Consider the following 20405-nt stretch of genomic DNA (forward strand, 5'->3'; position numbering starts at 1 on the left):
GAATTCGGGCCTGCTAGACCCCGGCCGCCCCCAGGAGCGTCCCGGCCGCGTAGGTGACGCCCATGGCCAGCGCTCCGCCCGCGACGTTGCGCAGTACGGCCGGCCCGGGCCGGGCGCCGCCGAGGCGTGCGCTGGTCCAGCCGGTGAGGACGAGGGCGGCCAGGACGCAGACCACGGTGACCGGGAGCCGCCAGTGAACGGGCGGCAGGACGATCGCCAGCAGCGGCAGGAGCGCGCCGACGGTGAACGCGAGGAAGCTCGCCCACGCCGCGTGCCAGGGATTGGTCAGCTCGTCGGGGTCGATGCCGAGCTCCACACGCGCGTGCGCCCTGAGTGCGTCCCGTTCGGTGAGCTGCTCGGCCGCCTCCCTGGCCACCTCGTGGGACATGCCGCGCTCCTGCAGCAGCCCGGTGAGTTCCTCCAGCTCGGCCTCGGGCTGTTCGCGCAACTCCCGCCGTTCCAGGGCGAGTGCGGCCATCTCGGAGTCCCGCTGGGTGGAGACCGACACGTACTCCCCGGCGGCCATCGACATCGACCCGGCCAGCAGGCCCGCGAGACCGGCGGTGAGCAGGGCCGAGCGGTGGTCCGTCGCGCCGGCCACACCGACGACGAGCCCCGCGGTGGAGACAATGCCGTCGTTCGCGCCCAGCACGGCCGCGCGCAGCCAGTTCAGCCGCTCACCCAGTGCGCCCCCGTGGGCCTCGCCGGCGTGCGTTGGTTCCGTCACACCGGGAGGATCCCACCGCGGGGGTCACCACACCCGTACCGACGCTCCCCGGGCGAACGCCGGGCTCGTGGCGTCCGCCGGCGGTTCGGTGAGCGGCTCGGCCAACTCGGGCACCGTCGGCCCCACCTTCGCCGCGATCGGATCCAGCAGGTCCAGGTCGAAGCCGTACAGGCGGGCCGCGTTGCCCCCGACCACGGCGGCGACCTCGTCGCGCGGCACACCCGCGTAGGCGATGCGCAGGCCCTCCCTGGAGTACGGGCGGGTCCCCTCGTCGTGCGGATGGTCGCTGCCCCACATGATCTTGTCCACGCCGATGCGGTCGCGCAGCGGCACCTCGTGGGGGCACATGAAGCTGGCGCCGACGAAGCAGTTGTCGCGGCACACCTCGGAGGGCGGCTTGCCCATGCGGGCGGCGAGGCCCGCGCCGAACCGGGACTCGGCGGTGGTCACCCTGGTCGCGGCCGCGACCGGGCGGCCGTGGTGGTAGTCCAGCATGTCGAGCACCCCGGGGATCCAGCCCGAGCCCTGTTCGGTCAGCACCCGCTTCAGCTCGGGGTGGCGGCGGAAGGCGCCGCCGAAGACCAGGTGCCACAGGGCGCGATGGGCGAACCAGGTCGCCTCGACCATGAACACGGCGCGGGCGGCCGGTTCGTCGCCGAGCGGCGGGGAGGCCGAGCCGCCGTGGTGGTTCACCGGGACGCCGAGTTCCGCGCAGACGGCCCAGACGGGGTCGTACGACTGCGAGTACAGCTCCGGCAGGCCCGAACCCGGGTGCGTCGTCACCGGCATCCCCCAGTCGGCCGCGGCCGCCCACACGGGGTCGTAACGGCGGTCGTGGTACGGGGCTCCCTGTCACCCCACAGGGAGGGGATCAGCAGGGCGTCGAGCCCGGACTCCCTGGCGCGGTGGATCTCGGCGACCACCTTCGGCACCTCGGCGGTGATCGGCAACAGGGCCACCCCGCAGTGCCGTTCGGGGTACTCCGACACGAAGGCGGCAAGCCAGCGGTTGTGCGGCTGTCCACGGCGTCGGCGTCCGGGAACACCACCTCGGCCGCGACTCCGTCGCCGTCGAGCTCCTTGAGCCGCCGGGCGGTGTCCCAACCGCCGCGCAGGCCTTCCTCGTTGTCCTGGAACCACTTGGCCGCGAAGGTCTCGTTGCGGATGCCGAGCCGCGCCATCTCCGCGCGGCGGCGATCTCCGCCTCGGTCCGCGCCCCGTGCCGTACGCGTGCCATAGCCGTACCGCCCTTCCGTCGACCGTCACACGCCGGGCGGGCGGCACGGTCGTACCGGCTGCCGAACAGGTCCATAGCCGGGGGCACAGACATTCGCGCCATTCGCGGCACTCGAACAGACCGGCGGGGAAGGCCACCTGACGGACAGGACTGTCAGTGCCGGGCCGTATCCTCAGGGACCATGCTCGAAGACCTTCCGACCGCAGCGTCCTCCCCCACAGCGTGGCCGGCCGCGTATCCGCAGGGATACGCGGTCGTTGACGTGGAGACCACCGGCCTGGCCCGGGACGACCGGATAATCTCCGCGGCCGTCTACCGGCTGGACGCGCGCGGCGAGGTCGAGGACCACTGGTACACGATGGTCAACCCGGAGCGGGACCCGGGGCCGGTGTGGATCCACGGTCTGACGAGCGAGGCGCTCGAGGGCGCGCCCCTCTTCCAGGACATCGCCGAGGAGTTCGCGACCCGGCTCGAGGGCCGGGTGCTCGTCGCGCACAACGCGGTCTTCGACTGGCAGATGATCGCCCGGGAGTACGCGCGTGCGCAGCGCGAGGCGCCGGTGCGGCAGCGGCTGTGCACCATCGCGCTCTCCAAGGAGCTCGGTCTGCCGCTGCCCAACCACAAGCTGGAGTCGCTGGCCGCCCACTTCGGTGTCGTGCAGCAGCGTGCGCACCACGCGCTGGACGACGCGCGGGTGCTGGCGGAGGCGTTCCGGCCGAGTCTGCGTGCCGCCGCGGCCGGAGGCGTACGGCTGCCGCTGCACGAGTGCCGACCGCTGACGGAGTGGGCGGACCGGCCCGTGCCCCGGATCGGCCAGCAGAGCGGGGGCTACGGCAGCTATCGGCCGAGCAGTTGGCGCCCCTCCCGCAAAAGGCCCGTATGCCCGTATCCCAACCCAGGTCGTTACGAAGACGGCAAACCACTCAAGCAGGGCATGCGGATCGCCTTCTCCGGGGACACCTCCGTCGAGCGGGAGCTGCTGGAGGACCGTGCGGTCGAGGCGGGGCTGCATGTCGCGACGAGCCTGTCCCGGCTGACCAGCCTGCTCGTCACGAATGACCCGGACTCGGGCACGTCGAAGGTGGTCAAGGCCCGCCAGTACGGGACACCGGTGGTGGACGAGGCGGCGTTCGGCCAGCTGCTGAGGGATGTGGAGCCCGCGGACGGATGACCCGTACGGACGGGTGATTGCCGTGCGACTCGCCCGCCGCCCGCTCGCCCGCGCGGCGGCGACGGCTCACCCTGTGGCGCATGGCGACCTGTGAAGTATGTGGCAATGACTACGGAATGACCTTCGAGGTGCATGCGCAGGGAGCGGTGCACGTCTTCGACTGCTTCTCCTGTGCGATCCACCGCATGGCACCCGTGTGCGAGCACTGTCGTGTGCAGATCATCGGGCAGGGGGTCGAGGTCGACGGCCAGTGGTTCTGCGGAGCGCACTGCGCCCGCGAGGAGGGCAAGGTGGGCATCGTCGACAAGGTGTGACCCGCCACCCGCCCGAAAGCACCCCACGACCGAGTTGTACGGTCGTGGGGTGTACCGCTTCCTGTTGTCCCGGCAGTGGGTGATTCTCACCCTGATCGCCCTCCTCCTGATCCCCACGATGATCAGGCTGGGCATCTGGCAGAAGCACCGCTACGAGATGCGCACCGCCCGCAACGACCTGGTCTCCGCGGCGCTGCACGCCAAGCCGGTCCCCGTGGAGCGGCTCACCTCCCCCGGGCACGCGGTCACCAGCGCCGACAAGTACCGCACCGTCACCGCGACGGGCACCTTCGACACCGCCCGCGAGGAAGTCGTCAGGCGCCGCACCAACTCCGACGACGAGGTCGGCTTCCATGTCCTGACCCCGTTCGTCCTGACGGACGGCAAGGTGGTGCTGGTCAACCGCGGCTGGATCCCGGCGAACGGGGCGCAGACCACCTTCCCGAAGATCCCCGCACCGCCCGCCGGCAAGGTCACCATCCAGGGGCGGCTGAAGGCCGACGAGACGACCGCGGCGAGCGGCATCAAGGAGATCAAGGGGCTGCCGGACCGGCAGGTCATGCTGATCAACAGCGAGGAGCAGGCCCGGCGGCTCGGGGCCACGGTCCTCGGCGGCTACATCGAGCAGACGGCGCCGGAGGCGAAGGGCAACAGCCCCGAGCAGATCTCCGACCCCGGCAGCGAGGACGCCCCGCTGAACTACGCGTACATGATCCAGTGGTGGCTGTTCGCCGCCGGGGTCCCGGTGGGCTGGTGGGTGCTGGTACGACGCGAGCGCCGTGACCGGGAGGAAGCGGCCGCCAGGGAGCAGGCGGAGGAAGCGGAACCCGCGGCGGTATAGCCACCCGCCGGTCACTCCCCCGGCCCCACCCCCGGATTGCCCCGGGGTCCTCGCGGGAACCCGCAACTCCGTGCACCCCCGTATCGAGGACTACGCGCTCATCGGCGACGAACAGACCGCGGCCCTGGTCGGCCGGGACGGCTCCGTCGACTGGCTGTGTCTGCCCCGCTTCGACTCACCGGCCTGCTTCGCCAAGCTGCTCGGCGACAAGGAGAACGGCCACTGGCGCATCGCGCCCAAGGGCGCCAAGGGCCCCTGCACCCGCCGCGCCTACCGCCCCGGCACCCTCGTGCTGGACACCGAGTGGGAGACCGACGAGGGCGCGGTGCGCGTCACCGACCTGATGCCGCAGCGCGACCGCGCCCCCGACCTCGTACGCATCGTCGAGGGCCTGCACGGCAAGGTGACCGTCCGCAGCACGCTGCGGCTGCGCTTCGACTACGGCTCGATCGTGCCGTGGATGCGCAGATCCGACGGCAACCGGGTGGCGATCGCCGGCCCGGACTCGGTGTGGCTGCGCACCGAACCCCCGGTGCACACCTGGGGCGAGGACTACGGCACGCACTCGGAGTTCACTGTCAGGAAGGGGGAGAAGGCCGCGTTCGTGCTCACCTGGCACCCCTCACACCACCCCCGCCCGCCCCGGAACGACCCGTACAAGGCACTGCACTCCAGCGTGAAGGACTGGCAGAAGTGGTCCTCCGCATGCCGCTACGACGGTCCCCACCGCGACGCCGTGCTGCGCTCCCTGATCACTCTCAAGGCCCTCACCTACGCGCCGACCGGCGGCATCGTCGCCGCCCCCACCACCTCCCTGCCCGAGGAGCTCGGCGGGGTGCGCAACTGGGACTACCGCTACTGCTGGCTGCGCGACTCGACCCTCACCCTCGGCGCGCTCCTGGCCTGCGGCTACCACAAGGAGGCCGAGGCGTGGCGGAACTGGCTGCTGCGCGCGGTCGCGGGCGACCCGGCCGACCTGCAGATCATGTACGGCCTGGCGGGCGAGCGGCGGCTGCCCGAGTTCGAGCTGTCGTGGCTGTCCGGCTTCGCGGGTTCGACGCCCGTACGGATCGGCAACGAGGCCGTGAACCAGCTGCAGTTGGACGTGTACGGCGAAGTGCTGGACTCGCTGTGGCTGGCCTGGAAATCGGGCCTGTCCGTCAAGCCGCACATGTGGGAGATCCAGGCCTCCCTGATGGACTGGCTGCACGCCGAGTGGCGGAAGCCCGACGAGGGGCTGTGGGAGGTGCGCGGCGGCCGGCGCCACTTCGTCCACTCCAAGATCATGGCGTGGGTGGCCGCCGACCGTGCCGTGCGCACGCTGGAGGAGAACCCGAAGCTGCACGGCGACCTGGACGGCTGGCGCGCGCTGCGCGACGAGGTGCACCGCGAGGTGTGCGAGAAGGGCTTCGACGCCGAGCGGAACACGTTCACGCAGTCCTACGGCTCCCGCGAACTCGACGCCGCCCTGCTGCTCATCCCGCGCGTCGGATTCCTGCCGCCGGACGACCCGCGGGTGGCCGGCACCATCGACGCGATCCGCGAGGAGCTGGGCCACGGCGGCTTCCTGCGCCGCTACAGCACCGACGAGACGACGGTCGACGGGCTGCCCGGCGACGAGGGCACCTTCCTGGTGTGCTCGTTCTGGCTCGCGGACGCCCTGCACATGACGGGCCGCAAGAAGGAGGCACGGGAGCTGTTCGAACGGCTGGTGGGGCTCACCAACGACGTGGGCCTGCTCTCCGAGGAGTACGACCCCGTCGCCGACCGCCAGCTCGGCAACTTCCCGCAGGCCTTCAGCCACGTCGGCCTGGTGAACACCGCCCTCGCCCTGTTCGGGGACGACGAGGCAGGATAGGGGCCATGGATCTTGGACTGAAGGACCGGGTGTACGTCGTCACCGGGGCCACGCGGGGCCTCGGCAACGCCGCCGCGCGTGAGCTCGTCGCGGACGGCGCGAAGGTGGTCGTGACGGGGCGGGACGAGGCGCGTGCGCTCGCCGCGGCGGAGAAGCTGGGACCGAACGCTGTCGGGCTGGCCGTCGACAACGCCGATCCGGAGGCACCGGCGCGGCTGATCGCGGCGGCGCGTGAGCGGTTCGGGGGGTTCGACGGGATTCTCGTGAGTGTGGGTGGGCCGGCGCCGGGGTTCGTCGCCGACACCACGGACGAGCAGTGGCGGGCGGCCTTCGACTCGGTGTTCCTGGGAGCGGTACGGCTGGCTCGCGCGGCGGCTGGTGAGCTGGAGGCCGGGGGTGTCATCGGGTTCGTGCTGTCCGGGTCGGTGCACGAGCCGATTCCGGGGCTGACGATTTCCAACGGGCTTCGACCGGGACTCGCCGGGTTCGCCAAGTCGATCGCCGACGAGCTGGGCCCGCGCGGAATTCGGGTCGTGGGTCTGCTGCCCTCGCGTATCGACACCGACCGGGTGCGCGAGCTGGACGGACTGTCCGCGGACCCCGAGGCCACCCGGGCCGCCAACGAATCCCGTATTCCGCTGCGGCGTTACGGCACGCCGGAGGAGTTCGGTCGTACGGCTGCCTTCCTGTTGTCCCCGGCGGCTTCCTATCTGACGGGAATCATGGTCCCGGTCGACGGCGGAATGCGCCACGGATTCTGAGAGCCGTCCAAGGACCGAGGCCCCAGCGGGATCAACTCACCCTTTCCGCACGGTGTTTGACGCCCTTCATCCGCACCTCCGCGGGGAATGCGGCAAGACCCGCGGAATTGCGTGCGTGCGTCAGGGCGCGGGTCGTGAGGTCGTCCAGAGCCGTTCCCGGGTCCACATGCGGTTCCAGGTGGAGCCGCACGCGCGCCTCGGGGGCGGTGCGGCGGCCGGTCAGCCGGACATGGGCATGCGCCACACCCTCCAGGCCGCCCGCCTCGCTCGCCAGGACGCCTTCCAGGGCCCGGCCCCGCAACAGCGCGCCCTCGCCGTCACCGGTGTCCACCAGGACCTCGGCGAGGCGGCGCCGGCGCAGGACCGCAGTCAGCCACCACAGGGCGAGCAGCACCAGGACGGCCAGTGCGGCGATGACGGTGGGCCACCACCAGCCGGAGCCCTGCCAGCGGGTGCGTTCGGCGTCGCTGAGCAGGACGTCGTGCCGGCCGTCGTGGATCCACCAGGACGGTGGCGGAGCGCCCAGCCCGACGGCCAGGACCGAGCCGCCCACCACCAGCAGGACGAGTCCGACGATCCCGATCAGTACCCGGTTGACGATCCTGAGCATCGCCCTCACCCCTTCCGTCCGGGACGCCGTACGTGCACGGACAGCGCGGGCGGGTGCGTCAGCCCCAGGCCGCTGATCGCGTCGTCGAGCGTGGCGTTCAGGTCGGCGCGTACGTCGCCCAGTTCGCGGAAGTGCGAGAGGGCGTACACGTCGGCGCGGGCGCGGCGCATCCGGACCCGTACCGACTGGACGCCGGCGACCTCCATGGCGCGGTCGCGCAGCACGAAGGCGGCCGCCTCGCGGTGCAGTCCGGCCCGGACGTCGGCGTGGGTGCGCCGCATGGGCAGGACCCCGCGCAGACCGGGCGTGGCCGCCAGCACGAGCAGCCAGAGGCCGAGGACGGCGGCGACGCCGGCGCCGACGAGCACCCAGGTGTCGTCGAGGTGGCGCTCTGCGAGCTGACGGGCGAGTTCGCGGCGCCAGGCCATCGCGGGCCGGTGCGCCCGTACGGCCGCGATGTCGTACAGGAACAGGCCCGCGGCCGCCAGGACCAGCAGCGCCACGATGCCCGCGGGAATGCGGCGCGCCGACCAGAAGCGGCCCTGATCGCCGTCGTGTCCGGACGGCGGAGGCCCGTAGGCCGGTTCGTCGGCGGGTGCCTTCTCGATGACCGGCAGTCGTTGTGTGGTGCCCTCAAAGCCCTGGGGCTCGCTCATCGCGTCCTCCCCTGTGCCACGCCGTGTGCCGAAGTCAGATGCAGCCGCTCCACGTGGACGGCGACCTCCGGCACCTCCATGCCCACCAACGCGCCTACCCGCGAAGCGACATGTCGACGCACATCCGCGCACCGGGCACCGATGTCGCAGGGGTAGTCGAGTTCGATGTGGACGCGCACATGTGCGGTTTCATGGTGGACGACGACGGTGGCGTGCGGGGGTGAGCTGTCCTCGGTCCGGTCGCTGAGGGCCTCCCTGGCCGCCTGGGAGGCGATCTTGGCGACCACCCGGTCGGCGATCCTGGTGGCCCCGCGCTCGCCAGGCGCGACGGTGGCCGTGGATCTGCGCAGCTCACCGACACCGTCGCTCACCGTGCTCACCGACGGCGGTCGTCACGCGTACGGAAGAACTCGCCGATCTCCAGATCCCCCTCCAGGAACCGGCCGACGACGTACCCGATGGCGCCCAGGGCGGCCACCAGCAGGAAGGCGCCGAAGCCGCCGAAGTATCCGGCGAAGCCCAGCGCCATTCCGGCGATCATGCCGACCACGGCCCTGCTCATCGTGCGCTCCCCTCAGTGGTGCGGTTGTCCGGTTCGGTGGTGCGGTCGTCCGGGCCGGCCGGTCACTGGATCCGGGGCTCCGGCTCCTCGTCCTCTTCCTCCGGCAGCTTCACATCGCTCACCGCGATGTTGACCTCGACGACCTCGAGGCCGGCCATCCGCTCCACCGCCGCGATGACGTTCTCCCGGACCGCGTGGGCGACATCGGAGATCGAGACCCCGTAGTCGACGACGATCTCCAGGTCCAGTGCCGTCTGCACCTCGCCCACCTCGGCCTTGACACCCCGCGTCACGGACTTCGAGCCGCCCGGGACCCGGTCGCGCACGGCCCCGAAGGTGCGGCTGAGCCCGCTGCCGAGGGCATGCACGCCGACCACGTCCCGCGCGGCCAGTCCGGCGATCTTCTCCACGACCCCGTCGGCGATGGTCGTCCGCCCCCGGGTGGCGGGGTCTCCTCCGCCGCGCCGCGTCGGCTGCGCCTTGCGCAGCGTCGAGGGGTCCGCGGCCTCGCTCGTTCCTTGGGGGTTCCTCGTCCGGTTCTGCTCCGTCATGTCCGTCATCGCCGCACGTCCCTTTCGGTCGTCGTCCTATGACCACGGTAAGTGGGGTTACGCCACCGCGCGCCGGGGATGCGGCAGGCTGGAGGAATGACGACGGAACGGTGGGCGCAGACCGTACGGCACCAGTTGGGCCTGGGCAGGCTCCTGCCGCTGGGCGGGCCGCACGACGGCGCGTGGATCTCGCAGGAGGCGGCCGAGGCGGTGCTCCGGCGCGCGGCCGGGGAACTGCGCGGGGTACGGCTGGACGCGCTCCGTATCGCGCTCGCCGACCCGGACACCGCTCACGACCCCGCCGTACCGCCACCGCCGAGCGCCCTGCCGCCCGGGCCGCTGCGCGTGACGGCGGACTTCGCCACGACGGCGTCCGAGCCGCTGCCGGCGAGGGCGGCCCTCGTACGTACGACGCTGGCAGCCGCGGCGACGGAGCTGCTCGGCCTGGCGCTGGCCGAGGTGGACCTGCGGGTCACGGCCCTGCTGGACGAGGAACCGGAACCCGCCCCCGTACGAGCCCCGGAGCCGCCACGCGCCGCGGAGCCCGACGACGCGGACGAGCTGCGGGTGGCGTCCGCCGCCCTGATGGTCCCGGGGGTCGCCCATCTGACAGGGGGCCTGGGCCGGGCGGCGGTGCACCTCACGGACCTCGAGGAGGAGGGCAGCCTGCCGCACCGCCACGCGCGCGTGGAACTCGCGGTGAGCGCGAACCACCGGGCGGCGGACGTGGCCCGCGAGGTCCGTGCGGCGGTCGCGGAGTCGCTACCGGATCACCCGACGGTGGCGGTGCTGGTAACGGCGGTCGGCTGACGCGCCCCCAAGGGGCGCGGGGCCGTATCGACATGCGGCTCCGCCGCGGGGCGCGACCAGCCACGACGCCGCAGGCAAAAGACCCCGCACCGCCGGAGGGTCACTCGCCGAGGCCGGCGAGGTCCCGCAACCGCCGCGCCTGCGCAGCCCGCTCAGCCGCACGCTGCTCGTCGTAGGACCGCCCCGACGCCCCCCGGATCAGCGCCTTGGTCTCGATCACGGCGTCCCGCGGCGCAGCCAGAATCGCCGACGCCAGATCCCGCACCGCACCGTCGAGCTGATCGCCCGGCACCGCGATGTTGGCGAGGCCCGTACTGACGGCCTCCTCGGCCAGGACGGCACGCCCGGTCGCACAGATCTCCAGCGCGCGGGCATAGCCGACCAGCCCCACCAGCGGATGCGTCCCGGTCAGGTCCGGCACCAGCCCGAGGCTGGTCTCGCGCATGGCGAACTGCACGTCGTCGGCGACGACGCGCAGGTCACAGGCGAGCGCGAGCTGGAAGCCCGCACCGATGGCGTGGCCCTGGACGGCGGCGATGGACACGAGGTCGCTCCGCCGCCACCAGGTGAAGCCGGCCTGGAACTCGGCGATGCTCGCGTCGAGTTCACCGTCGCTGCTGCGCGCGAGGTCGATGAACGTCGGCTCGCCCTCGATTCCCTCGGGCGTGAACATCTGCCGGTCGAGCCCGGCCGAGAAGGACTGCCCCTCGGCGCGCAGCACGACGACGCGGACGGACCCCGGCAGGACCCGCCCGGCCTCGGCGAGCGCACGCCACATCGCGGGGCTCTGCGCGTTGCGCTTGGCCGGGTTGGTCAGCGTCACCGTGGCGATCGCGTCGTCGACGGTGAGCCGTACGCCGTCCTTGTCGAGTACCGGACCGAGGTCCTGGGCGGGCGAAGCCATGGAGTGCCTCCGATGAGTGCGGTCAGCAGAGCAAGCTAAAGCGCAAAGCTAAGTGACTGCACAGTAACCACCCGGCCGATCTGCCGACCGACCGGGTGGCCACCATCGAAGCCGATGGGCCGCCCGGGATCAGGACGAGGCGGCCTTCTTGCCCCGCGTCGCCCCGCCACGCCCACGGAGCGTGACGCCCGACTCACTGAGCATCCGGTGCACAAAGCCATACGAGCGGCCGGTTTCCTCGGCCAGCGCCCGAATGCTCGCACCGGAGTCGTACTTCTTCTTCAGGTCTGCCGCGAGCTTGTCGCGCGCGGCGCCGGTTACCCGGCTGCCCTTCTTCAGAGTCTCGGCCACCCGTGCCTCCTCATGGGAAGTGCGCTCTGGTCCCCTCATGATCACCCCTCCGGGCTTTCATGGCCACCCATTCGGCAAGGTCCGTGAGACAGGGTTTTGACGACAGGAGCGCATCCCCACAAGCGGAATCAGTAATTCCTCCCGGCTGCGTTCGTACCGCCGAACGGGTTCTTTTATGAAGTGCCAGGTCAGAGACGTACGACGGCCGAGCCCTTGTCGATAAAGGGCTCGGCCGCGAAATGGATGTAGGACACACCTCGGTACGAGGAGATCTCACACAGATGATGGATCACGGATCGGCCGAATGATCCATACGCTGTGGATCACCCCTTCGATCAAGCTGTGCTGACGCTCCGGCCCGCTCAGGCGAGGGCGACCAGGTCCGCGTAGTCCGCGCCCCACAGGTCCTCGACGCCGTCCGGCAGCAGGATGATCCGCTCGGGCTGCAGCGCCTCGACCGCGCCCTCGTCGTGGGTGACCAGGACGACCGCGCCCTTGTAGGTGCGCAGGGCGCCGAGGATCTCCTCGCGGCTGGCGGGGTCGAGGTTGTTGGTCGGCTCGTCCAGCAGCAGCACGTTCGCGGAGGAGACGACCAGCGTCGCGAGGGCCAGGCGGGTCTTCTCACCGCCGGAGAGGACACCGGCCGGCTTGTCGACGTCGTCGCCGGAGAACAGGAACGAGCCGAGCACCTTGCGGACCTCGACGAGGTCCAGGTCGGGCGCGGAGGAGCGCATGTTCTCCAGGACCGAGCGCTCCGGGTCGAGGGTCTCGTGCTCCTGCGCGTAGTAGCCCAGCTTGAGGCCGTGGCCCTGGACGACCTCGCCGGTGTCGGGCTTCTCGACGCCGCCGAGCAGGCGGAGCAGGGTCGTCTTGCCGGCGCCGTTGAGGCCGAGGATGACGACGCGGGAGCCCTTGTCGATGGCCAGGTCGACGTCGGTGAAGATCTCCAGCGAGCCGTACGACTTCGACAGTCCCTCGGCGGTGAGCGGTGTCTTGCCGCAGGGCGCGGGCTCGGGGAAGCGCAGCTTGGCGACCTTGTCGCTCTGGCGCACCGCCTCCAGGCCGGAGAGCAGCTTGTCCGCGCGCCGGGCCATGTTCTGCGCGGCGACCGTCTTGGTGGCCTTGGCGCGCATCTTGTCGGCCTGCGAATGCAGGGCGGCGGCCTTCTTCTCGGCGTTGGCCCGCTCGCGCTTGCGGCGCTTCTCGTCGGCCTCGCGCTGCTGCTGGTAGAGCTTCCAGCCCATGTTGTAGATGTCGATCTGGGCGCGGTTGGCGTCCAGGTAGAACACCTTGTTGACGACCGTCTCGACCAGGTCGACGTCGTGGGAGATCACGATGAAGCCGCCGCGGTAGGTCTTCAGGTAGTCCCGCAGCCAGACGATCGAGTCCGCGTCGAGGTGGTTGGTCGGCTCGTCCAGGAGCAGGGTGTCCGCGTCGGAGAACAGGATGCGGGCCAGTTCGATACGGCGGCGCTGACCGCCGGAGAGCGTGTGCAGCGGCTGGCCGAGCACCCGGTCGGGCAGGTTGAGCGCGGCCGCGATGGTGGCGGCCTCGGCCTCGGCGGCGTACCCGCCCTTGGTGAGGAACTCGGTCTCCTGGCGCTCGTACTGCTTGAGGGCCTTCTCGCGGGTGGCGCCCTGGCCGTTGGCGATGCGCTGTTCGTTGTCGCGCATCTTGCGGATCAGCACGTCGAGACCGCGGGCCGAGAGGATGCGGTCGCGGGCGAGGATGTCGAGGTCGCCGGTGCGGGGGTCCTGCGGGAGGTAGCCGACCTCGCCGGAGCGGGTGACCGTGCCGCCGGCCGGGATGCCTTCACCGGCCAGGACCTTGGTGAGGGTGGTCTTGCCGGCGCCGTTGCGGCCGACCAGGCCGATGCGGTCGCCCTTGGCGATGCGGAAGGAGGCGGACTCGATGAGGACGCGGGCACCGGCGCGCAGCTCGATACCGGAGGCGGAGATCACGGACAGGCTCCAGGGCAGAAAGGGTTGGCGGGTGGGCGGCTGAGGCGTTCCCGCCGTCTAATGCGCGAGGAGAATGGCCATGGGCCAAGTCTAACGGGGCCGTGCAAGCACTTTTTCTGTGTTCGGGTGTTCGGGCCGCCTGCGGCCCGGGTCGTCGAACGCGATGAGCTGGGACGTCCGTGCCGCCGCCGGGCAGGGCTGGGTGACGATCAGGCGCCGGCGTGACGTACGGCACGTAGGCCATGCGCCGAGCCCCGTGTCATGTGCCGCGATATGCCGTCGTGCGACTGCGGCGCCGTGATGGCTGGGCGCGCCCCGCGGCGGAGCCGCTGATGTCACAGCCCCGCGCCCCTGAAAGCCGCTGCCAGACCGCCCGCCCGAAAGCCCCGCCGGGCCGCCGAGGGCTTCGCCTCCTGCTCAACTACGGCCGGTGTGCACCTGGAAGGCAGCCCGGCGGACCGCCTTCGCCAGGGCCGGGTCCGGGTGGGCCGCCGCGAGGGCGACGAGGACCTGGACGGTGCGGGGGTGGCCTACGGCGCGCACCTCTTCCAGGAGCAGGGGGACCGTCGGCTGAACGGCCGACTCGAGGTGGCGTACGAGCATCGGGGCCTCGCCGTGGTCGGCGACCGCGGCGGCGGTGTCGACCCACAGCCAGGTGGCCTCCTCGCGGGTGAGGACCTCGTGGGCGTCCTCGGGGTCGATGCCGTCGTGCTCGGCCAGCCACAGCAGGGCGTACGGGCGCAGGGTCGGCTCCTCGGCCACCGAGCGGACGTCGGGCTCGGCGGGGGCGCCGACCACGCGCAGGGCCTCGAAGGCGAGGCCGCGCAGCAGGGCGTCGTCCCCGCGGGCGGCGGCGATGAGTTCGGTGACGGCGCTGCCGACGGGGCGGGCGGCGAGCCAGGCGCGGTATTCGGCGCGGGCGGCGTTGGGGCGCAGCTGGGCGCAGCCGCGGAGCATCTCGTCGGCGGCGACCTCGATGTTGCCTGCGGGGCTCTGCGCGGCGACGCAGATCTGCTCCAGTTTGACCCAGACGGCCCAGCTGCCGAGCGGGGTGAGGGTGGCCTGTCCGCCGCCGTAGGTGAGGGCGCCGACGGAGGCGAGGGCGTGCAGGGCCCAGTCGAGGAGGGGCGCGAGCGGGGCGTCGAGGGCCTCGGGCTGCTCGGCGGGCTCGGGCTGCGGGCCGTAGGGGATCTCGCAGCGCTCGGTGCGCAGCTCGGTGACCCGCTGCTCCAGGAGGTCGAGGAGCTGGTCGACCGGGACGGGCCCGGCGGACAGCTGGAGGAAGGAGAGCACCTGGGGCATGGCCGAGACGACCTCGGCGACGGCGGCGGGCTCGTGGTCCGCGGGCTCGCCGTGGGCGAGGGACCAGGCGTCGAAGAGGGCGACCCAGCCGCGCAGGACGGCGCTGTCGTCGCGGTTCCAGGCGCGCAGTCGCCAGCCGGGGCGGGCGCTGTCGCCGTGCACCTCGACGAGGCCGGCGAGGCGGGCGGTGTCCCAGTCGGCGCGGACCTGAGCCACGGTCAGGCCGAGGTCCCGCGCGGCCCGTTCCGCGGTCGCGTCGGCGAGGGTGGCCTTGCCGTCGGCGGTCGCGCCGTCGCTGCCCGGGCCGAGCGCGGCGTCGGCCCAGCGGGCGACGCGGGCCGCGGCGGCCAGCTGGGAGCGAGCCATTCTGGCCAGCTCCGCGGGTGCCGGTGTGCCCTCCGGGGGGCGGGGCGCGGCGCGGCGCGGGCGGCGCTGGTTCACGGCTCTGGGGGCGGCGGACAGGGATCGCGGGCCGACGAGTCGAAGCCTGGAGTCGCGCGGGATACGGGACGTCACGGGTGCAGTCTTCCGGTTGACGGTCCGAAAACCCAAACGGAATGTCACCGCCGGTGCCGGGACTGGCCAACGCACGGGGACCGGCGAGCGGCTCGGGGACGGGAACAGGCCAGTGGTACGGCCTTAAACGGAATCGTCTCGACTGTTCAGCTCCGCTCCGGCCCGGCGCCGTGGGCGGGGGTGCCGGACGGGGTCGCACGAGCGGGGTGAGACACCGGCAGAGAGGACCCCGCGGGCGGGGCGGGGGGGCCGGCGGAGCGGGTGCGCGAGCCGGGCGAGACACCGGCAGAGAGGACCCCGCGGGCGGGGCGGGGGGCCGGCGGAGCGGGTGCGCGAGCCGGGTGAGGTCCGGGTCGGAAGAGGCGCGGGAACGGGGGGCCGGCGGAAGCGGTCACATCAGCGGGGTCAGAAAGCGGCGCAAGGCTTCTTCGTAGGCTTCCGGGTCCGCGTTCCACATCGCCGAGTGCGGGGCGTTCGGGACCGTGCGCAAGGCAATCAGACGGGGACGGGCATGGGCGAGACGGCGGGAGTACTCCCAGGGGGCGAGGGTGTCCTCCGGGCCGTGGAATATCAGCGTCGGCACGCTGAGCTGCCCGGCCTCGGTGGTGCGCTCGCGCTCCATGCCGGTACGTCCCTGGGCGGCCCGGACGGCGAGCGGCAGCAGCGCGCCCGGTGTGCGGCGGGCGGCGGCGAGGGCGCGCAGGGTGGTGGCCCAGCTGAGCACCGGGGAGTCCAGGACCAGTCCGGAGATGCTGTCGCGCAGTCCGGAGTGGGCGGCGGCGCGCAGTGCCATGGTGGCGCCGGTCGACCAGCCGTGCAGGACGACCTGTCTGGCGCCGTGGCTGACGGCGTGCCGGATCGCCGCGTCCACGTCGCGCCACTCCGTCTCGCCGAGGTGGCCGAGGCCGTCGGGGGAGCGGGGTGCGCCGGGGTCGCCGCGGTAGGCGAGGGCCAGCACCGGGAAGCGCTGGCGGTGCAGGAACTCCATGATGTTCATGGCGAGTTCGCGGGTGGCTCCCAGACCGTGCACGGCGATCACCCAGGTGTCCCGCACTCCGGGCACGAACCAGGCGGGCAGGGAGCCGAGTTCGCCGGGGATGTCCACGTCGGTGTGGGGCAGGCCGAGGGCGCTGCCCGGATCGCCGGTGTGCACGTTCGGGGTCAGCCAGACCTTGTCGCCGGGCTCCAGGGTGCCGTGGGTGACCCGTTCCAGGCGGCGGACGACGGTGTCGGCGGAGTGCGTGGCGGTGGCGAGGACGGGGCCGACGACCGCGTGGGTGCCGTCGCCGGTGAGGCCGTAGGTGCCCGGGCGCATGGCCGCCAGGTCGCGGGTGAGCGCGATCTGCCCGGCGGCCGTGGCGTGCACGGTGAGCTGGGGTTCGGTGGGCAGGGGCCGGCCCGGCGGCGCCTTGAGCGCCGCGTCGCTCGCGAACCGGCCGGCGACCACGCTTGCCGCGCCGGCCGCCAGGGCCACGGTGACGGCTGCGGCCGTCGCTTTGACTGTGCGCACCCGTCCAGTGTCCTGGCGGACCCGGCCACCGGCCAGCGGGAGGACGGCGCGGGGTGATGCGGATTGCGGCAGGGTGTGCCGGCTCGGCCCGGGTGCGGTTTCCCGGGCCTCACCTCCGTTGCCCGTAGCCCCGCAGTTTCTCGCCCGCCTCCGCCACCTGCTCGCGGGACAGCAGCGTCGGGGACATGCCCGGTACCGAGGAGGCCGTCAGCCACAGCCGGCACATCCATTCCAGTTGGGCGGTGCGGTCGTAGGCCTGGTCGAGGGTGCTGCCGTAGGCCATCGTGCCGTGGTTCTGCAGAAGGCAGGCGGTGCGGTCGGCGAGGGCGTGGAGCATGTTCTCGGCCAACTCGTCGCTGCCGTATGTCGCATAGGGGGCAACTCGGACGGGTCCGCCGAGGGCGCCGGCCATGTAGTGGATCGCCGGGAGCTCGGGGACGAGCGTCGAGACGGCCGTCGCGTGCACGGCGTGGGTGTGGACCACGGCGCGGGCGTCGGTGGTCCGGTGGATCGCGAGGTGCATGGGGAGTTCGCTCGTCGGGACGAGCGTGCCGAGCACCTGACGGCCTTCGAGGTCGACGCCGGTCACGTCCTCGGGCGCGAGCCGGTCGTAGGGCACGCCCGAGGGTGTGACCAGCACGGTGTCCCCGACGCGCACCGAAACATTGCCGGAGGTGCCGACGACGAGGCCGTCGGCGACCGTGCGGCGGGCGGTCGCGACGAGCGCCTCCCAAGCGTGCGCCACCTCGGCACTCGGACCCCTCCCCCACCGCTCCGGCACTCCCCGCACGCCTTCTCGCGCATCCCGTTCGCCTCGCTGGTCCCGCCGCTGCTCAGCCATGCCGCGATCCTGCCAGGCACCTCCCCGGCCCGCCGCGGGGCGGAGGCACTTTAGGGCGGAAGCCACGCCTCCGAAAGACCCCTTATAGGGACATATCCCCCTCTCTCCGTGCTTGGCCTGAGATCACCGGGCATTCGACGACCTTCCAGTAATCTCCCGTTGTTTTGTCGTGCACGTCGCCATTCCGGGGGGAAACATGGCTCGTGATCGCAAACCGCTGCGCCGCCGCACCCGCGTTCTCGCGGTCTCGGTGGCGGCACTCACCGTCACAGGGGCGGCTCTCGCCGGGCTTCCGGCCTCGGCGGCGAGTCTGCCGAAGGGGCACGACGTCTCCTCGCACCAGAAGAACGTCGACTGGTCGAGCGCGAAGGCCAAGGGCGCCAGGTTCGTCTACGTCAAGGCGACCGAGTCCACGAACTACAGCAATCCGTACTTCGGGCAGCAGTACAACGGCGCCCGCAGCGCCGGCATCATCCGCGGCGCGTACCACTTCGCGCTGCCGGACAAGTCGTCGGGCAGGGCGCAGGCGGCGTACTTCGTGAACCACGGCGGCAGGTGGAGTTCGGACGGCTGGACGCTGCCGCCCGCGCTCGACATCGAATACAACCCGTACAGCGCCAAGCACAGGTGCTACGGCCTGAGCAAGGCGCACATGGTCGGCTGGATCAAGTCGTTCAGCGGCGAGGTGAAGCGGCTCACCGGCCGCCATCCCGTGATCTACACGACCACCCACTGGTGGAACACCTGCACGGGCGGAAGCGGCGCGTTCGCGCACGACCACGCGCTGTGGATAGCCCGTCACGGCTCCGGGGCCACGGGTTCTCTCCCGGCCGGCTGGTCGTTCTGGACCTTCTGGCAGTACGACAACGGCGGCAGCCTGCCGGGTGACCAGAATCTCTTCAACGGGTCGCAGACCCAGCTGAGGAAGTTCGCCCGGGGCTACTGACCAAGCGGCGCCGGGGGACCGGGGGTCGCCGGCACGGGGCGGAGCGGCGACCCCCTTATCCAGACATCGTGCGGCCGCCCTCAGTTCATCTTCCGTTCACCCAGGTTGCCTACGGTCAACCGACCGTTGACTTCGAACGATTGCCTGGGTAAATGGAAAACTTCTCGCTGATCCTCGCGATTGTGGTAGTGACCGCACTCGCGTTTGATTTCACGAACGGTTTCCACGACACCGCCAACGCGATGGCCACCACCATCTCGACCGGCGCGCTCAAGCCCAAGGTCGCGGTGGCCATGTCCGCCGTGCTGAACCTTGCGGGTGCCTTCCTCTCCGTGGAGGTCGCCAACACGATCTCCAAGGGTCTCGTCGACGAGACCGGCATACGTCCCGAGGTCATCTTCGCGGCGCTGGTCGGCGCGATCCTCTGGAACCTGCTGACCTGGCTCGTCGGCCTTCCCTCCAGTTCCTCGCACGCCCTGATGGGCGGTCTGATCGGCGCCACCATCGCCTCGGCCGGCATGGGCGCGGTGCACGGTGACGTGCTCGTCACCAAGGTGCTCATCCCGGCGCTCGCCGCCCCGATCGTCGCGGGCCTGGCAGCGCTGCTCGCGACCCGGCTGTCGTACACCGTCGGCAAGAAGGCCGACGGCAAGGCCGCCGAAAAGGGCTACCGCGTCGGCCAGATCGCCTCCGCGGGCCTGGTCTCGCTGGCCCACGGCACCAACGACGCACAGAAGACGATGGGCATCATCACCCTCGCCCTGGTCGCCGGCGGCGCCGTCGCCCCCGACTCCGACCCGCCCACCTGGGTCATCCTCTCCGCGGGCCTCGCCATCGCGCTCGGCACCTGGCTCGGCGGCTGGCGCATCATCCGCACCATGGGCAAGGGACTGACCGAGCTCCAGCCGCAGCAGGGCTTCGCCGCCCAGACCAGCGCGGCCACGGTCATCCTGGCCTCCTCGCACCTCGGCTTCTCGCTCTCCACCACCCACTCGGTCTCCGGTTCGGTGATGGGTGCGGGCCTCGGCCGCAAGGGCGGCGTGGTCCGCTGGTCGACGGCGACCCGCATGCTCGTGGCCTGGTGCCTGACGCTGCCGGCCGCCGCCCTGGTCGGTGCGGGCGCGGAGTCCGTCACGGATCTCGGCGACTGGGGCACCGCCGTCGTCGCCGTCTTCCTGGTCGTCGCCAGTGCGGCCATCTGGAAGATCTCCCGGCGCGAGGTCGTCGACGCGTCGAACGTCAACGAGACCGACGAACCCGCGGGCGTGGTGACCACGGCGATCGCCGCCGTGACCCCGCCCCCCACGGGCACGGTGACCGAGGGCCTGACGGCCACGATCCCCGCCCCGGCCCCCGTGACCGCCGCCCCCGACCCGGCGACCCCGCCGGCCGCGGCCGTCTGAGCCCGCCCACCGGTACGAAGGAAGAGAAGCAGCATGAAGATCGACTGGGCAGCCCTGGGCTCCGTCTTCGGCGTCAGCCTCGCGGTCACGGTGGGCCTCGTGGCCCTGTTCACCCTCGGCATCATGGGCCTGTCGCGCCGCGAGCGGGCCGTGGCGCAGGGCAACTCGGCGTCCCTCGCGGTGGCCGGCGCGTACGTGGCCTTCGCGGGGTGCGCGGCGGCGGTGGCCTACGGGATCCATCTGGTGATCGCCAAGGCCTGAGGCGGCCGGACCGCCTCCCCACCGTCCCGCGGGGCGAGGAAGCACCCTTTCGTGCTTCCTCGCCCCGCGGGTTTTTCCTGCGCGGATCCGAGCGCCGGGTGTGGGCCTCAGCACACTCCCCCGCCGCAGGTCAACGGCAAGTTGACTGCCGTTCGGGGGCGTGGTGGACTGCCGAGGCCATATACGGCGGCGCGAGAGGAAGCCGGTGCGAGTCCGGCGCGGTCCCGCCACTGTCACCGGGGTAGTAAGCCCCGGGAGCCAGGAACTCTCACCGCCGGTCTCGTCGAACCAGGGCGTGGACACCCTGAGTGAG

21 protein-coding genes, 1 pseudogene and 1 riboswitch are annotated in these 20405 nt (G+C 72.0%); of the genes and pseudogenes, 9 read left to right on the forward strand and 13 right to left on the reverse strand.

Annotation, left to right across the window (positions count from 1 at the left end):
* Nucleotides 1–13 precede the first annotated feature (13 nt).
* Together ACWC1K_RS33960 and ACWC1K_RS33965 are read right to left on the reverse strand one after the other, a co-directional pair.
* Complete coding sequence (locus ACWC1K_RS33960; protein ID WP_351481638.1) at nucleotides 14–727, reverse strand: VIT1/CCC1 transporter family protein; 714 nt, start codon at nucleotides 725–727, stop codon at nucleotides 14–16.
* 24 nt (nucleotides 728–751) lie between these two features.
* Nucleotides 752–1829, reverse strand: a pseudogene (locus ACWC1K_RS33965) (amidohydrolase family protein); the annotation flags it as partial.
* Nucleotides 1830–2144: 315 nt separating this feature from the next.
* Here ACWC1K_RS33965 and ACWC1K_RS33970 point away from each other — a divergent pair.
* From ACWC1K_RS33970 to ACWC1K_RS33990, 5 genes are all read left to right on the forward strand, one after another.
* A complete protein-coding gene (locus ACWC1K_RS33970; RefSeq protein WP_450836771.1) occupies nucleotides 2145–3134 on the forward strand; it encodes a DEDDh family exonuclease in 990 nt (329 codons plus the stop codon).
* 80 nt (nucleotides 3135–3214) lie between these two features.
* Nucleotides 3215–3448, forward strand: coding sequence for a hypothetical protein (locus ACWC1K_RS33975; RefSeq protein ID WP_099934050.1), 234 nt, complete (start codon nucleotides 3215–3217; stop codon nucleotides 3446–3448).
* A 49-nt stretch (nucleotides 3449–3497) separates the two neighbouring features.
* Nucleotides 3498–4289 carry an SURF1 family cytochrome oxidase biogenesis protein gene (locus ACWC1K_RS33980; RefSeq protein WP_450836772.1) on the forward strand — a complete coding sequence of 264 codons (792 nt, stop codon included), beginning with the start codon at nucleotides 3498–3500 and terminating at the stop codon, nucleotides 4287–4289.
* Nucleotides 4290–4359: 70 nt separating this feature from the next.
* Nucleotides 4360–6147 (forward strand): glycoside hydrolase family 15 protein, encoded by a 1788-nt coding sequence (locus tag ACWC1K_RS33985; protein WP_450836773.1) that lies wholly within the window; start codon nucleotides 4360–4362, stop codon nucleotides 6145–6147.
* A gap of 5 nt (nucleotides 6148–6152) precedes the next feature.
* The gene (locus ACWC1K_RS33990; RefSeq protein ID WP_450836774.1) at nucleotides 6153–6908 is read left to right on the forward strand and encodes an SDR family oxidoreductase; all 756 of its coding nucleotides are present in this window, start codon (nucleotides 6153–6155) and stop codon (nucleotides 6906–6908) included.
* Between the two features lie 31 nt (nucleotides 6909–6939).
* Here the strand turns inward: ACWC1K_RS33990 and amaP are convergent, their stop codons facing one another.
* The 5 genes from amaP to ACWC1K_RS34015 all read right to left on the reverse strand — a co-directional run bounded on the left by amaP (nucleotide 6940) and on the right by ACWC1K_RS34015 (nucleotide 9296).
* Nucleotides 6940–7518, reverse strand: coding sequence for an alkaline shock response membrane anchor protein AmaP (gene amaP, locus ACWC1K_RS33995; RefSeq protein ID WP_450836775.1), 579 nt, complete (start codon nucleotides 7516–7518; stop codon nucleotides 6940–6942).
* 5 nt (nucleotides 7519–7523) lie between these two features.
* Nucleotides 7524–8174 (reverse strand): DUF6286 domain-containing protein, encoded by a 651-nt coding sequence (locus tag ACWC1K_RS34000; protein ID WP_450836776.1) that lies wholly within the window; start codon nucleotides 8172–8174, stop codon nucleotides 7524–7526.
* Nucleotides 8171–8554 (reverse strand): Asp23/Gls24 family envelope stress response protein, encoded by a 384-nt coding sequence (locus tag ACWC1K_RS34005; protein WP_450836777.1) that lies wholly within the window; start codon nucleotides 8552–8554, stop codon nucleotides 8171–8173. The genes ACWC1K_RS34000 and ACWC1K_RS34005 overlap by 4 nt, the downstream gene beginning before the upstream one ends.
* The gene (locus ACWC1K_RS34010) at nucleotides 8551–8736 is read right to left on the reverse strand and encodes a hypothetical protein (protein ID WP_450836778.1); all 186 of its coding nucleotides are present in this window, start codon (nucleotides 8734–8736) and stop codon (nucleotides 8551–8553) included. Before ACWC1K_RS34010 ends, ACWC1K_RS34005 begins: the two co-directional genes overlap by 4 nt.
* Nucleotides 8737–8798: 62 nt before the next feature.
* Nucleotides 8799–9296: an Asp23/Gls24 family envelope stress response protein gene (locus tag ACWC1K_RS34015; protein WP_450836779.1), complete on the reverse strand. Its 498-nt coding sequence runs from the start codon at nucleotides 9294–9296 to the stop codon at nucleotides 8799–8801.
* A gap of 87 nt (nucleotides 9297–9383) precedes the next feature.
* Here ACWC1K_RS34015 and ACWC1K_RS34020 point away from each other — a divergent pair, with 87 nt between their 5' ends.
* On the forward strand, nucleotides 9384–10097 hold the full coding sequence (locus ACWC1K_RS34020; protein WP_450836780.1) for a nucleopolyhedrovirus P10 family protein: 714 nt from the start codon (nucleotides 9384–9386) through the stop codon (nucleotides 10095–10097).
* A gap of 100 nt (nucleotides 10098–10197) precedes the next feature.
* Here the strand turns inward: ACWC1K_RS34020 and ACWC1K_RS34025 are convergent, their stop codons facing one another.
* The 6 genes from ACWC1K_RS34025 to ACWC1K_RS34050 all read right to left on the reverse strand — a co-directional run bounded on the left by ACWC1K_RS34025 (nucleotide 10198) and on the right by ACWC1K_RS34050 (nucleotide 17482).
* Nucleotides 10198–11001 (reverse strand): enoyl-CoA hydratase/isomerase family protein, encoded by an 804-nt coding sequence (locus ACWC1K_RS34025; protein ID WP_450836781.1) that lies wholly within the window; start codon nucleotides 10999–11001, stop codon nucleotides 10198–10200.
* 129 nt (nucleotides 11002–11130) lie between these two features.
* Nucleotides 11131–11352 (reverse strand): helix-turn-helix domain-containing protein, encoded by a 222-nt coding sequence (locus ACWC1K_RS34030; RefSeq protein WP_004002281.1) that lies wholly within the window; start codon nucleotides 11350–11352, stop codon nucleotides 11131–11133.
* Between the two features lie 362 nt (nucleotides 11353–11714).
* On the reverse strand, nucleotides 11715–13313 hold the full coding sequence (locus ACWC1K_RS34035; protein ID WP_344403742.1) for an ABC-F family ATP-binding cassette domain-containing protein: 1599 nt from the start codon (nucleotides 13311–13313) through the stop codon (nucleotides 11715–11717).
* Between the two features lie 417 nt (nucleotides 13314–13730).
* Nucleotides 13731–15131 (reverse strand): hypothetical protein, encoded by a 1401-nt coding sequence (locus tag ACWC1K_RS34040; protein WP_450836782.1) that lies wholly within the window; start codon nucleotides 15129–15131, stop codon nucleotides 13731–13733.
* 391 nt (nucleotides 15132–15522) lie between these two features.
* Nucleotides 15523–16641, reverse strand: a complete 1119-nt coding sequence (locus tag ACWC1K_RS34045) for an alpha/beta hydrolase family protein (protein WP_450836783.1) — start codon at nucleotides 16639–16641, stop codon at nucleotides 15523–15525.
* A 109-nt stretch (nucleotides 16642–16750) separates the two neighbouring features.
* Nucleotides 16751–17482 (reverse strand): class II aldolase/adducin family protein, encoded by a 732-nt coding sequence (locus ACWC1K_RS34050; RefSeq protein WP_450836784.1) that lies wholly within the window; start codon nucleotides 17480–17482, stop codon nucleotides 16751–16753.
* A 196-nt stretch (nucleotides 17483–17678) separates the two neighbouring features.
* Between ACWC1K_RS34050 and ACWC1K_RS34055 the strand changes: the two genes are divergently transcribed.
* From ACWC1K_RS34055 to ACWC1K_RS34065, 3 genes are all read left to right on the forward strand, one after another.
* On the forward strand, nucleotides 17679–18428 hold the full coding sequence (locus ACWC1K_RS34055) for a lysozyme (RefSeq protein WP_450836785.1): 750 nt from the start codon (nucleotides 17679–17681) through the stop codon (nucleotides 18426–18428).
* Nucleotides 18429–18580: 152 nt separating this feature from the next.
* Entirely contained in the window at nucleotides 18581–19831 is a 1251-nt protein-coding gene (locus ACWC1K_RS34060; protein WP_450836786.1) for an anion permease, read from the forward strand.
* A gap of 33 nt (nucleotides 19832–19864) precedes the next feature.
* Nucleotides 19865–20092 carry a hypothetical protein gene (locus ACWC1K_RS34065; RefSeq protein WP_398951906.1) on the forward strand — a complete coding sequence of 76 codons (228 nt, stop codon included), beginning with the start codon at nucleotides 19865–19867 and terminating at the stop codon, nucleotides 20090–20092.
* A 146-nt stretch (nucleotides 20093–20238) separates the two neighbouring features.
* Nucleotides 20239–20380: riboswitch (cobalamin riboswitch) on the forward strand.
* Nucleotides 20381–20405 lie beyond the last annotated feature (25 nt).

The sequence above is a fragment of the Streptomyces sp. NPDC001492 genome, from assembly GCF_053597275.1.

What these genes read in the sequence shown, in the direction of transcription:
- ACWC1K_RS34015 (WP_450836779.1), bottom strand. Translation starts at nt 9,296, where the DNA reads ATGACGGACATGACGGAGCAGAACCGGACGAGGAACCCCCAAGGAACG.
- amaP (WP_450836775.1), bottom strand. Translation starts at nt 7,518, where the DNA reads ATGCTCAGGATCGTCAACCGGGTACTGATCGGGATCGTCGGACTCGTC.
- ACWC1K_RS33970 (WP_450836771.1), top strand. Translation starts at nt 2,145, where the DNA reads ATGCTCGAAGACCTTCCGACCGCAGCGTCCTCCCCCACAGCGTGGCCG.
- ACWC1K_RS34065 (WP_398951906.1), top strand. Translation starts at nt 19,865, where the DNA reads ATGAAGATCGACTGGGCAGCCCTGGGCTCCGTCTTCGGCGTCAGCCTC.
- ACWC1K_RS34055 (WP_450836785.1), top strand. Translation starts at nt 17,679, where the DNA reads ATGGCTCGTGATCGCAAACCGCTGCGCCGCCGCACCCGCGTTCTCGCG.
- ACWC1K_RS34025 (WP_450836781.1), bottom strand. Translation starts at nt 11,001, where the DNA reads ATGGCTTCGCCCGCCCAGGACCTCGGTCCGGTACTCGACAAGGACGGC.
- ACWC1K_RS34060 (WP_450836786.1), top strand. Translation starts at nt 18,581, where the DNA reads ATGGAAAACTTCTCGCTGATCCTCGCGATTGTGGTAGTGACCGCACTC.
- ACWC1K_RS34010 (WP_450836778.1), bottom strand. Translation starts at nt 8,736, where the DNA reads ATGAGCAGGGCCGTGGTCGGCATGATCGCCGGAATGGCGCTGGGCTTC.
- ACWC1K_RS34050 (WP_450836784.1), bottom strand. Translation starts at nt 17,482, where the DNA reads ATGGCTGAGCAGCGGCGGGACCAGCGAGGCGAACGGGATGCGCGAGAA.
- ACWC1K_RS33975 (WP_099934050.1), top strand. Translation starts at nt 3,215, where the DNA reads ATGGCGACCTGTGAAGTATGTGGCAATGACTACGGAATGACCTTCGAG.
- ACWC1K_RS34020 (WP_450836780.1), top strand. Translation starts at nt 9,384, where the DNA reads ATGACGACGGAACGGTGGGCGCAGACCGTACGGCACCAGTTGGGCCTG.
- ACWC1K_RS33990 (WP_450836774.1), top strand. Translation starts at nt 6,153, where the DNA reads ATGGATCTTGGACTGAAGGACCGGGTGTACGTCGTCACCGGGGCCACG.
- ACWC1K_RS34000 (WP_450836776.1), bottom strand. Translation starts at nt 8,174, where the DNA reads ATGAGCGAGCCCCAGGGCTTTGAGGGCACCACACAACGACTGCCGGTC.